Genomic DNA, 12,287 nt, shown 5'->3' with positions numbered 1-12,287 from the left:
TTTCTAGGGCGAAATCAAAATTTGCGACGATTTAGGCCGGGCGACGTCCTAGCAACCGCGCCAAAGCAAACACCAACGAAGACCGGTTCATGGTGTAAAAGTGAAACTCGGTCACCCCGCGGTCAACAAGCTCTGTAACCTGTTCCGCCGCGACTGCTGCTGCAACCAAAGCATGTGTTTCTGGATCGTCCTCCAACCCATCAAACCTGTCGGCCAACCAGTCTGGAACGCTCGTCCCACATCGTTTGGCAAAGTTAGCAACCTGTGTGAAATTATGGATCGGCTGAATACCGGCAACGATCGGTGCATGAATGCCCGCATTGCGCGCCCGATCTACAAACCGCAGATAGTCTTCATTGTTGAAAAACATCTGTGTAATCGCGCGGTCTGCGCCCGCCTCAAACTTGCGTTTTAAATTTGCAATATCTTCATGCCAATTTGGGCTTTGCGGGTGCATTTCTGGATAGCAAGCAACTGAGATATCAAAATTGCCTATCTCACGGATACCCGCAACAAGTTCAGCACCGCTTTTATACCCATCCGGATGCGCTTCAAAGGGCATACCAACACCTTCGGGTGGATCGCCACGCAAAGCAACAATTCGTGATATGCCCGCTTCTTGATAGCCACGAATAACATCGCCAACTTCTTCTTTGGACGCGCCAACGCACGTCAAATGCGCCGCAGCATTGACCCCAGTGTCTTTTTCAATCCGCGACACAATTCGTGTCGTCCGATCACGCGTGGTGCCGCCAGCGCCGTATGTCACTGAAACAAAACGCGGATTCATTGGCGCCAGCTTATCCATCGCTGTCCAAAAACGTTCTTCCATTTTGTCGGATTTTGGCGGGAAAAACTCAAACGACAATTGGAGTTTCTCAAACTCATAACCCGACTGGCGCGACAGGCGCTTGGGTTGGCTTGAAATTGGCGTATCACTCATAATTCTATTCCAGTCCGTTTCAGGATTGATCTGTTAAATGCCAAATGCATACCGTTAGTCCACCGCCCGGTTTGTTGTGCGGGATTTCTCGATGGTTTGACACGCGTAAATTTGAAGCGTTTGCCCATGCTTCGACTTGAGCGTGGGATAGGCCAAGTCGTCTATGGGCCTGTTCTTCACGCAAAAACTCAAGCTTATGCGGCATGAAATCGACAACGGCGATTTTCCCGCCAGGTCTTAAAGTTAGTCGTGCGTTTTGCAGCGCCTGCCCGGGATCATCAAAATGGTGCAACACTTGGTGCAGCATGACAAAGTCTGCGCTTTCACGATATTCATCCAATTGGCCAATATCGCCGAGTCGGACAAATACGTGCTGTTGGCCAGAATTTTCAAACTTCGAACGTGCGACCGAAATCATTTCGCGACTAGAGTCGATACCAACACCTTTTTTGAAATGGCCATCCAAAAGCTCCAGCATGCGACCGGTGCCCGTGCCCAAATCAATGAATAGTTCGGCCTGCTGCCCGTCCATCATCTCCAAGATCGCTTGCTCAACTGCAGATTCAGGCGCATGCAACGAGCGAACCCGGTCCCAATCTTTTGCGACTTTAGAAAAGTATGTCGCAGCGCGGGCACGATGATCTCGGCGAACGGCATCTAGCCGTCCAACATCTGCTTCAAGTACAGGATCAGTCCGATCCAATTGCTCTAACAAATGCTCAACCAAAATTGACGCACCGGGCTCATCTGAAAGCCGAAAAAAGGCCCAGGCGCCTTCAGCGTGCCGCGTGACTAGGCCCGATTCGGCTAAAAGTCTTAGGTGGCGTGAAACACGAGGCTGACTTTGATCCAGAATCTCGGTAAGATCTTTTACCGAAAGCTCACTTTCAGAAAGCAACGCGAGCAAGCGTAGCCGAGTGATTTCACCCGCCGCTCGCAAGATTTCTACAAATTCAATTAGCGCCGTCACAAGTTGCCCCAAGCAAAAATAAGATATAAAGCTATCTTTATATCCCAATTACAGAATTTGGCAACGAAATAGGTTAAACCAATCAAGTTGAGTTAAAACGACCACATTTCTAAAACCTCAATTAAATCAAAGATTAAGTAAGAGTCGTAAATTAGATGACAAAAAAAGGTCACGCAACGGTGCTGGAAAATGATGCCAATAAGCTCAGGCTTTGCGGCATCCTCAATGCCTTATCTGATCCAATTCGGATCTCTATTGTCGAACAACTTTCGTCAAAAGGGGAGCAGTCGGTTGGCGCGTTAAGCGAACCATATGCTATCACAGCCCCAGCAATATCAAGGCATTTGCGGGTTCTCGAAGCCGCAGGTGTGATTGAAAGAAGAATAGACAGGCAGTGGCGAATTTGTTCGCTAGATAAAACTGCCCTGTCCCAAATATCTGACTGGCTTCGGCTGAACGGTTAATCCGTTCAGCTACCAGTTCCTATCTCTGCCAAAAGCTAAGCAACATTTACTGACTGTTGCCGCTCAGGGTTACCCTTTTTCGTGAAGGAATGTGCCCGCCACATTTCAAAAATATCGTGCGCATCTTCTTGCGAAAGCAAATCATATTTGATTGCGGACTGTTCTGCATCTTCAGCTGTAACCTTGTCGCGCCACGGTAGCGTTGAAAAAATCTGCTTGAACAAATCTGGCTTAAAGTTCATTGCGCGAACCGCAATTGTGACTGCACCAGTATCTTGCATCGCAAGCCATTTAATCAAAACTTCAGGTTTTATCCGCAACAGGATCGCAAGTGAACTTGCGACATGGTGCCCATAACCAAACCTACAAAAACGTTCAATTGAGCTCAGATTGAATTGACGACGGTCTGCGAGTGCTTTCACCTGACCCCACGCCATTTTCCATTCCGTGGCGTTAAATCCAACATCGTTGCGCACTCTATTTAGAACAACCGACTGCGCTTCAACGATTTTTTCTTCATCCACCTCAACATCTGCTTCTGTGAGATTGCGCGCGGCACTTCGACCGGCGACAGACAAACGCGAGTGAATTTCTTTCCAATTAACGTCTTTTCGATTGCCCATACTGGCGGCGACCGTCTTGTCATTCGCCGCGCGAGCAATCAATCCAGAGCCAGTTTGATCGCCGATTTCAGCGTTTTCATTTTCAACTAAGCGCTGAATTACGTCGGTGTCGGCACATTCAACAATTTTTGATCCAACGCGATCCGTCACTGGATTACGTCCAGCAATCAACAATTGGTGCTCGCTTGACTGCCCTTTAACAATCTCGATCAAGTCATCATCAGAAAGTACGCTTGAAAACTCAAGCAGTGGCGCAGCAACTTCAATTTCATCATTCGCCAACTTCATAACCACGGCGCCCGGCGCCCGACTTAGAGGGGCCAACAATTTGGCCACATCTGCACGCGCCTCAGCTTCAACGATTTCCGCCAGCTTACACAATACTTCGTCATATTTCGCGATTTGTTCATCATCGCAACGGTCAACCACGTGGTTGAACAGTTTCGCCATATTGCGCATGAGTGCAGCGCATTCGATGCTATCTGAGCGGTTATTTAGAACATGAAAGTTCGAAAATGCCGACCCTTTGCCTGTAGTGCTTTCCACGATGCTACCTCCAAAAATCCCTGTAATTGAGGATCCAGTATGGGGAACAAGTGTGCGAGGGCGCTGAAACAATTAGTTCAATTTTATCTCTAACTGAACGAATGAAACGTGTTAATTGTTAACCATTGAGTTCGGCAACAACGTGCCGAACTCAGGTTTGATATTTGCCCTAGTTAAAGAGCGGCCTTAATTCCAGCGGCATAGTCTGGATGCACCTGCTCAAAAAGCGCGAGCTGCCGGTCGATTATTTCCTGCGGCACACCGGCCATTGCGCCTGCAATGTTTGCGCAAAGGCGCTGCCTCTCCCCAGCGTCAAACAATTCAAACAATGCCCGTGGCTGCGAAAAATCGTCATTGCCAACCCGATGGTTATATCGATCCGCATTGCCCTCAACAGGCAATGGAGGCTCCGCAACGTTCGGGTCTTCATGTGCACCGCCAAAACTATTCGGCTCATAATAGGCATCCACATTGCCCGTTTTCTGGCCAACGAAATTCATCTGCCCATCTTTGTGATAGTGATGAACTGGACTCTTAGGTTGATTGACCGGCAGCGCTTCATAGTGCGTTCCCAACCGATAACGGTGCGCATCGGCATAAGAGAATACACGCGCCTGCAACATTTTATCGGGGGAATAACCAATGCCCGGCACAACATTTGAAGGCGAAAATGCCGCTTGCTCGATCTGAGCGAAGTAATTGTCTGCGTTGCGGTTCAACTCCATCACCCCAACATCGATCAGCGGATAGTCACCATGCGGCCAGACCTTCGTTAGATCAAATGGATTGAACGGTGTGTTTTTCGCTTGCTCTTCGGTCATCACCTGAATGCAAACGCGCCACTTTGGAAACTCACCGCGATCAATAGTGCCGAAAAGCTCCTCTTGATAAGTCTCGCGGCTCTCACCCACAATCTTAGTGGCCTCTTCATTGGTGTAATGTTTATGGCCCTGATGGGTTTTGAAATGAAACTTCACCCAAACACGTTCGCCGTCCGCATTCCACATAGAATAGGTGTGAGAGCCATAGCCATTCATATACATTGGGGCCACAGGCAAACCACGATCCGACATCAATATAGTTACTTGGTGCAGACTTTCAGGTGACAAAGACCAGAAATCCCACATCGCCGTAGGAGAGCGTAAATTGGTTTTCGGGTGGCGCTTTTGCGTATGAATGAAGTCAGGAAACTTTAGTGGATCGCGTACAAAGAACACAGGTGTATTATTGCCAACCAAATCCCAATTGCCCTCTTCGGTGTAGAACTTGAGCGCAAAACCGCGAACATCACGCTCCGCATCCGCAGCACCCATTTCCCCCGCTACAGTGGAAAAGCGTGCTAACATATCGGTCTTCACGCCTTTTTGCAGCACTGCAGCGCGGGTGTATTTAGAGATATCTTCAGTGACCGTAAGCGTGCCAAACGCGCCCCAACCCTTGGCGTGAACTACGCGCTCAGGAATGCGTTCTCGGTTTTGGTGCGCCAATTTTTCGATGAGCTGATAGTCCTGCATCAAAACTGGACCGCGTTCTCCGGCGGTTTGAGAGTTCTGATTGTCTGAAACTGGTGCGCCACCTGTCGTCGTTAATCTAGGCGTTTTGGTCATGTTCAATCCCTTCCTTAAATTATGGACCCAGCCTAAATTTCAAAACCCGAACAATCAAATTGATTAATATTACCAAATCGATTAGAAAATCTAATTACCATGATGTCATTGAAACAAATGCGCTACGCGCTTGCGGTCGAGCAACACGCCCATTTTGGCAGAGCAGCCGCAAGCTGCTTTGTCACTCAACCTGCCCTTTCCCAACAAATTACATTGCTCGAAGAACATCTTGGATGGACAATATTTGAGCGCATGGGGAAAAGCGTTCTCCCCACCCCGAGAGGCAAACTCCTCCTAAAAGACATCAAACGTATTGTCGGTATGACCACTGAAATGGAAGAACAGTTCGCCCGAAACCCCAATCAAATGCAGATGACGGTCTCAATGGCGCTTATCCCAACCATCGCCCCATATTTGCTGCCCAAATTACTACCCGCTCTTATGACCCAAATGGATCCTATTCGGTTTTCGGCCAGTGAAAGAACGACTGACGATCTTGTACGTTCAGTGAAAAGTGGGGAATGCGACTTTGGCATTCTCGCAACGGATGTGGGCGACGATCGGCTCGTGCAGACTCAGCTTTTCGCAGATCCATTCGTTTTAGCGACACCCTCGACCAGCAAAATTATTGGACCTGTCGACTTGTCCCAAGTGGAACGCGAACAGATGCTTTTATTATCTGAGGGTCACTGCCTGCGGGATCAAACAGTTGACGCCTGTCGGCTGGGCGCAGACCTGGGGCAAAAGACATTCGCAGCGACATCACTCTCAACAATTGTGGAGCTCGTCGCGAACGGTCTGGGCATGACGCTGCTGCCTGCTATCAGTTTGCGACGTGAGGGACAGGGAAACCGGTTAAATCTTGTCACTCTGAAACAACCCGGAGCTGGCCGCACCATATCGATGATCTGGCGACGCTCTTCGCCGCTTTCGAACGTGTTTCAAGACATTGCAGAAATTGTAGGCGACGTCGGCAGGCAAACTCTCGTCGAAGAGAACGAACTACCCGCTAAACAACATAAAGTTCCTGCGGCCAAATACGCACTTTGATCTCATCGCCAACATTGATAATGCCGGGCCGCTCTACCCAACCCACGATACCGCGGGTTTTTTTAGCCGCTTTGACAAACCCAAACTCTATATCATGGCGATCTTCCTGCGCATCCTGCAGGCTTTTACCTGATATCTTACAAGGTGCATTGTAGCCATCGATGCGAACGACTGCACCAGAGGGGAAAAAGAACAATGTCCGAGCGGGCACCTTTGACAGGTTGGGAATGTCTTTTGTAACGAAATTTGCGCCTATCCGCCCCGCATCCAACTGGTCCAAATTCAGTGCTTCGCCAATCTCTGCTAACTCTTCTTCAGACAGAATTGAAATGTGACGCTCATTGCGCATCTCCGTGCCGCGTTCATACCACGGCTCCCGCCCGCCCGACTTGCGCGTAAGGCCATAATGGTGGTCACCAACAATACCGTTTAGCTCCAGCTCGACCCGATCGACAGGCCTCGACACAAAACTTTCCCCGTCGGCAATAAACAGCCCTTCGAGTTTTCCAACCAGTTTTTGTGCACCAATACTCGTCATGCTCGCTTCGCTTTTCTTTCTTTTGCCTGTTTAGAAACAGAATCATAGGTGAATACGGCCAACGATACCCAAATCAAAACAAAGCTCAACAAGCGGGATTGGCTAAGTGGCTCGCCAAGCAACCAAACAGCCATAATGAAATGAATTGACGGCGCAATATATTGAAAAATGCCAATGGTCGTCAGCCGCAATCGTCGAGCGCCGATTGAGAAAAGGACAAGCGGCACCGCAGTTACGGGGCCAAGCAACATCAACAATATCCAGTTTACAGGCGTGCTATCGCCAACAGGAATTGGATTGGTCGGGCCCAACCAAATCAGAAGTATCACCGCAAACGGCACCAACAATAGCGTTTCAATCAACAAGCCTGGCGCAGCTCCAACCGCCACTGTCTTTCGAAAATAGCTGTAAAATCCGAAACTGAACGCCAACGTTAGCGAAATCCAAGGCAATCCGCCAAGGCCAACGGCTTGAATTGCGACGGCGATTACCGCAATGCCGATCGCCAGTGCTTGCATTTTGTTTTGCCGTTCACCCAAAATCACCATCCCGATAGCCACATTGACCAGCGGATTGATGAAATATCCAAAGCTGACTGCGAGCAATTGGTCATTATCGACGGCCCAAACAAAGAGTCCCCAATTGACGGTGATCATAATGGTCGAAAAAACAAGCCAGACCATCGATTTTTTCGATTGGAAGACCGGGAAAATCTCCCTAATTCTGTTGACGATGATGAGGAACAAAGCGACGAAGAGTGCCGCCCAAATCACCCGGTGTGCGATGATTGTATAAACACTGATCTCGCCAACCAGCTTAAAATAAAGCGGCGCAACGCCCCACAAAACATAGGCCGACACAGCACTTATTCCGCCGAGTTTGATCTCGCGGGCTGCATTCTCATTTGTCATACAAGTTTCTTTTCATACGGTAGGAAAAGAAAGCTAGCACGCAAGCGAGGCGCAAACCAACAAAACAAATCAATGATGGTGATCACCAATATTGATCGCTCTGCTAATAGGAACCCAGAAACTGCGACAGAAATGGATTGAAAAGCTCAGGTTTTTCCATACTCAAAAGGTGTGCGCACCCTTCAATCATCACATCTGCCGAGTTGATCAACTCTTCGGCCAAAATGCTATGACGCTCAATTACATGTGCGAAATCATGTTCTCCACAGACCAACAATGTGGGTGCATTGACCTGAGACAACAACTCCCAAGCATCATTGCGATCTTCTTCTTGCGGCAAATCAGGATGACGTAGCGCTTGACCATTCATATCCAAGAACAGGTCCCGCATCGCACCCGTTACCCGCCCGTTTTGCTGCAAAGGTCCGTCCAGCCAAGCGTGGGCTTCAATCAGATTGATTTGGTTCACATCGTCAGTTTGATCTGCATGATCAAGCGCCAACATAATCGGATCATATTCTGGTGGAAAATCGGGCGATGGCGCGCCTGAAACGGCACTTGAGATCAACACCAAACCGGCTGTTCGATCAGGATGCCGTAACGCGAAATCAATCGCCAAGCGCCCACCCTGCGAGCAACCAACAAAAATCGCCGCGCCCACACCGAATTGGGAAAGCACAGCTTCAAGGTCGTCAATCTCGTTATATTCAACATCTTCGCTGGTGGTTTTGCCGAACCCACGCCGATCATAGGCAATCGCATGAATATCAACATCTAAATCGTCAAGCTGCGGCTGCCACATCCGGTGATCGGCAACACCTGCATGCAAGAATACGACAGGCAATCCTTCGCCATGCTCCACACCGAAAATGGTTCCACCATCGACCGATACTTGAAAATTCGCCATAAACTCATCCCGAACATTTCAATTAGACTATATGAGTCGCAAAAATTCGAAAGCAAACAATGCGTTCTTAAATCCGTTGCAAAAACGAGTTCAAAATTGGGTTAAAAGCCTCTGGTTTTTCAAACGCTGGCAGATGTGCACAATCTTCCAGGTAGTGGCTCTCAATGTTCAAAAACTGTTGCTCGAACCGTTGATGCAAAGCCACCACATAGGGAAGATCTAAAAGCCCACAGACAGACAGTACTGGCATTTTCAATTCACCCAACCGTTCAACCGCGCTGTCGGGCACAACTTCATTGCTCGGCTTGTCGTTGGTTTGGGCCAGACGGTCCATCGCCGCAAACAAGTCTCGCAACTCACCAACAACGCGACCTTCTTGGGAAAGCGGCCCATCAATCCAAACCTTCAAATCAGACTGGATCTTTTGTTCGAGTGTGCCCTCAGCCTGAACGCGCTTCCATTCCAGCCAAATATTTTTAAATTCAGTCGGATCATTGGCTTCGTCGTACCAGCTTCCATCGTCGCCCGTCACCGCGCTCCCGAGTAAGCAAATGGCGCGAACTCGATCCGGGAGCGCCAGTGCAAAATCTATCGAAAGACCGCCCCCCAGCGAATTACCGACCAAAGTGACTTTCTCATGACCAAAATGATCCATGATCGCTTTAAGATCATCAATTTCAGAGAACGCTCTATCGTCATGTTGGGTCTCACCATATCCCCGACGCGAAAATGAAATGCAGTGGTGGCTTGCTGAAAAAGCATCCAATTGGGCGCGCCATTGGCGATGATCGGCGACACCACAATGGAGAAAGACGAGCGCATCACCAGCACCCGCCTCTTCACCAACAAAATTGGCGCCGTCAAGTTCTAGACGAAACTCGCGCATCATCTCACCAACTAACGCGTCAGCGGTTTGTACGTCACACGTTTTGGGTTAACCGCATCGGCACCAAGACGACGGATTTTGTCTTCTTCATAATCCGCGAAGTTACCCTCAAACCATTCGACATGGCTATCGCCTTCAAACGCCAGCATGTGCGTCGCCAAGCGATCCAAGAACATCCGATCGTGAGAAATCACCACGGCGCAACCAGCAAATTCTTCCAATGCCTCTTCCAGCGCGGAAAGTGTTTCCGTGTCCAAATCGTTGGTTGGCTCATCGAGCAATAGAACGTTAGAACCCGACTTTAACATTTTTGCCAAATGTACTCGGTTGCGTTGTCCGCCAGACAGGGATCCAACTTTTTGCTGCTGATCGCCGCCCTTAAAGTTAAATGTCGACGTGTAGGCGCGGCTGTTCATTTCTCGCTTACCGAGCATGATAATGTCGTTGCCTTCAGAAATTTCTTCCCAAACGGTTTTGTTTGCATCAAGCGCATCACGGCTTTGATCAACATACCCAAGCTTCACAGTATCGCCGATTTTGATCGTGCCGCTATCTGGCTGCTCTTGACCTGTGAGCATTTTGAACAAGGTCGATTTACCCGCGCCGTTCGCGCCGATAATGCCAACGATACCACCAGCTGGTAGTTTGAAATTCAAATCTTCGATCAACAAACGGTCGCCAAAGCCTTTGTTCAGCCCCTCAACATCAATCACCTGATCACCCAAGCGCTCGCCGGGTGGAATGATGATTTGCGCATTATTGGACTGTGTCCGCGCTTCGTTGATTTTCACCAACTCGTCATAAGCTTTAACACGCGCTTTTGATTTGGTCTGACGTGCCTTGGGCGAAGCCGCAATCCACTCTTGCTCGCGGTTCAACACGCGTTCGCGGGCAGCGTCCTCACGACCCTCTTGTGCGAAGCGTTTTGCTTTTTGCCCGAGATAGGCTGAATAGTTACCTTCGTACGGAATGCCCCGACCACGGTCGAGTTCCAAAATCCAGCCAGTAACATTGTCCAAGAAGTAACGATCGTGAGTAATGATCAGCACTGATCCTGTATATTCGCGCAGGTGCTTTTCAAGCCACGATGTTGTTTCCGCATCCAAGTGGTTGGTTGGCTCATCGAGCAACAACAAGTCAGGCGCCGCCAACAACAATTGGCACAGCGCAACTCGACGTGCTTCACCACCGGAAAGATTTTCAACAGATGCGTCACCCGGAGGGCATCGGAGTGCTTCCATCGCCATTTCGACTTTACTGTCGAGATCCCAAAGGTTTTCCGCATCGATCTGATCCTGAAGCGCGGCACCTTCGTCGGCCGTCTCTTCAGAATAGTTCATCATCAATTCGTTATAGCGCTCAAGAATGTCTTGCTTCTCTTTAACGCCAAGCATCACGTTGCCTTTAACATCAAGGCTCGGATCAAGTTGCGGTTCCTGTGGCAAATAGCCAACCTTTGCGCCTTCCGCCACCCAAGCTTCGCCTTGAAATTCGGTGTCTAGGCCCGCCATGATTTTAAGAAGCGTTGATTTACCAGAACCGTTGGGCCCAAGCACACCAATCTTGGCGTCGGGGTAAAAACTTAGGTGAATGTTATCCAGAACCTTCTTGCCACCAGAATAGGTCTTGGACATGCCATGCATGTGATAGATGAATTGCCGTGCCATGAAATGTGCAGCTCCGAAAACAAGTAAAATTTGGTTTCCACTCTGTTATTCGATGTTGCCCATTTGAGCAATGGTTGAGCGATGAAAACTCGTTTCGAACAAACGCTAATTCATTACCACAACATTGCGGCACCATGAACAAAGCTTAAGTTGTTCCAGCTTTCCAACTTGCCTAGGTTTGCTGCCAAGGGGCGCGTAAAATCGTAAAAGGAAACAAAATGACATTCGCAAAAATTACACTGGGCGTCGCACTAGCTGCCATCATCTCCACAGGTGCATTCGCTGCCGGGTCAGGCAAGTTGGACAATGATCCAAAACGACCTGTCGCATCTATTGCAGCGGCGTTGGAAATTACCCCGCAAGAATTCGTTGCGTGTTTTAAGGACGTAAACCCTGCGCCAAAAGGCACGAAAGCCAGCGGCGCAAGAGAGCATGCAAACAAAGCAATCCTTTTGCCCTGCCTGCAGGAAGCAAATGCAGACATTACAAATGATTGGCTGGACCAAGTAATGGACGCCCATCGACCAGAAGGTCGAGTTGCTGGCAATTAATCCAATGAGGTGGTGCCTTTATGAAGGCACCAATCCACTTATCCGTTAGACCGGCAATCCGCTCAAAGGCTTCACAATTCGGATAGCGAGGTTAGATTGAATTTTTGCAACATGCGGCAAGCGAGACAAACGGGTCCTATGCACGCGCTCAAAGTCTTCAGCATCTTCGCAAACTAGACGCAATAAATAGTCCGCCGCACCTGCCACAAGAGCACATTCCAAAATCTCTGGGGCAGAACGCACCGCGCCTTCGAATTCTTTTAACGTCGTGTCGCTCTGGTCAGTCAGGCTAATCTCTACATAGAAGTTCATGCCGAAACCCAGTTTGTCAGAATTGAGGTGCGCATGATAACCAGAGATAAGCCCACGTTCTTCCAGAAGCTTCACCCGTCGGTGGCAAGCCGACGACGACAGGCCAACTTCATCTCCGAGTTCCTGCATCGGTGTTCGGCAGTCTTTTTGCAACGCACGCAAAATACGCCGATCCAACTGATCAAGCATGATCATCCTGAAATTCTCCAATTTTCTCGAACTGTATCCGAATATCGGACTAATTTACATGATACTTGCAATTTTCTCCATCCCAATTCGGCATAAACTCTTCCAAAATCAACATTTGAGGAG

At 49.1% G+C, this 12,287-nt stretch carries 13 protein-coding genes; 3 read left to right on the top strand and 10 right to left on the bottom strand.

Annotation, left to right across the window (positions count from 1 at the left end):
- Positions 1 to 31 precede the first annotated feature (31 nt).
- Positions 32 to 943, bottom strand: coding sequence for a methylenetetrahydrofolate reductase [NAD(P)H] (gene metF, locus AC2D8L_RS01820; RefSeq protein ID WP_484683746.1), 912 nt, complete (start codon positions 941 to 943; stop codon positions 32 to 34).
- Between the two features lie 19 nt (positions 944 to 962).
- On the bottom strand, positions 963 to 1,913 hold the full coding sequence (locus AC2D8L_RS01815) for an ArsR/SmtB family transcription factor (protein WP_484683745.1): 951 nt from the start codon (positions 1,911 to 1,913) through the stop codon (positions 963 to 965).
- A gap of 155 nt (positions 1,914 to 2,068) precedes the next feature.
- On the opposite strand from AC2D8L_RS01815, the gene AC2D8L_RS01810 reads away from it, so the two are divergent.
- Entirely contained in the window at positions 2,069 to 2,377 is a 309-nt protein-coding gene (locus AC2D8L_RS01810; RefSeq protein WP_484683744.1) for an ArsR/SmtB family transcription factor, read from the top strand.
- Between the two features lie 35 nt (positions 2,378 to 2,412).
- On the opposite strand, the gene AC2D8L_RS01805 is transcribed toward AC2D8L_RS01810, so the two are convergent.
- Positions 2,413 to 3,546 carry a DUF2336 domain-containing protein gene (locus AC2D8L_RS01805; RefSeq protein ID WP_484683743.1) on the bottom strand — a complete coding sequence of 378 codons (1,134 nt, stop codon included), beginning with the start codon at positions 3,544 to 3,546 and terminating at the stop codon, positions 2,413 to 2,415.
- Between the two features lie 173 nt (positions 3,547 to 3,719).
- Complete coding sequence (locus AC2D8L_RS01800; protein WP_484683742.1) at positions 3,720 to 5,153, bottom strand: catalase; 1,434 nt, start codon at positions 5,151 to 5,153, stop codon at positions 3,720 to 3,722.
- A 99-nt stretch (positions 5,154 to 5,252) separates the two neighbouring features.
- Here AC2D8L_RS01800 and AC2D8L_RS01795 point away from each other — a divergent pair, with 99 nt between their 5' ends.
- Positions 5,253 to 6,203, top strand: a complete 951-nt coding sequence (locus AC2D8L_RS01795) for a LysR substrate-binding domain-containing protein (protein ID WP_484683741.1) — start codon at positions 5,253 to 5,255, stop codon at positions 6,201 to 6,203.
- Here AC2D8L_RS01795 and AC2D8L_RS01790 read toward each other — a convergent pair.
- From AC2D8L_RS01790 to ettA, 5 genes are all read right to left on the bottom strand, one after another.
- The gene (locus AC2D8L_RS01790; RefSeq protein WP_484683740.1) at positions 6,163 to 6,741 is read right to left on the bottom strand and encodes an MOSC domain-containing protein; all 579 of its coding nucleotides are present in this window, start codon (positions 6,739 to 6,741) and stop codon (positions 6,163 to 6,165) included. The two genes, AC2D8L_RS01795 and AC2D8L_RS01790, sit on opposite strands and share 41 nt — an antisense overlap.
- Entirely contained in the window at positions 6,738 to 7,652 is a 915-nt protein-coding gene (rarD, locus tag AC2D8L_RS01785) for an EamA family transporter RarD (protein ID WP_484683739.1), read from the bottom strand. The genes AC2D8L_RS01790 and rarD overlap by 4 nt, the downstream gene beginning before the upstream one ends.
- Before the next feature lie 103 nt (positions 7,653 to 7,755).
- On the bottom strand, positions 7,756 to 8,559 hold the full coding sequence (locus tag AC2D8L_RS01780) for an alpha/beta fold hydrolase (protein ID WP_484683738.1): 804 nt from the start codon (positions 8,557 to 8,559) through the stop codon (positions 7,756 to 7,758).
- A 67-nt stretch (positions 8,560 to 8,626) separates the two neighbouring features.
- Positions 8,627 to 9,445, bottom strand: coding sequence for an alpha/beta fold hydrolase (locus AC2D8L_RS01775; RefSeq protein WP_484683737.1), 819 nt, complete (start codon positions 9,443 to 9,445; stop codon positions 8,627 to 8,629).
- 11 nt (positions 9,446 to 9,456) lie between these two features.
- Positions 9,457 to 11,112, bottom strand: coding sequence for an energy-dependent translational throttle protein EttA (gene ettA / locus AC2D8L_RS01770; protein WP_484683736.1), 1,656 nt, complete (start codon positions 11,110 to 11,112; stop codon positions 9,457 to 9,459).
- A gap of 218 nt (positions 11,113 to 11,330) precedes the next feature.
- Between ettA and AC2D8L_RS01765 the strand changes: the two genes are divergently transcribed.
- A complete protein-coding gene (locus AC2D8L_RS01765; protein ID WP_484683735.1) occupies positions 11,331 to 11,663 on the top strand; it encodes a hypothetical protein in 333 nt (110 codons plus the stop codon).
- A gap of 45 nt (positions 11,664 to 11,708) precedes the next feature.
- Here AC2D8L_RS01765 and AC2D8L_RS01760 read toward each other — a convergent pair whose 3' ends face one another.
- Complete coding sequence (locus AC2D8L_RS01760) at positions 11,709 to 12,170, bottom strand: Lrp/AsnC family transcriptional regulator (protein WP_484683734.1); 462 nt, start codon at positions 12,168 to 12,170, stop codon at positions 11,709 to 11,711.
- Positions 12,171 to 12,287: the final 117 nt, after the last annotated feature.

The organism is Maritalea sp. YIW29 (genome assembly GCF_057219265.1).
The sequence above is the reverse complement of the archived record's forward strand: the minus strand, read 5'-3'. Positions and strand labels throughout refer to the sequence as shown.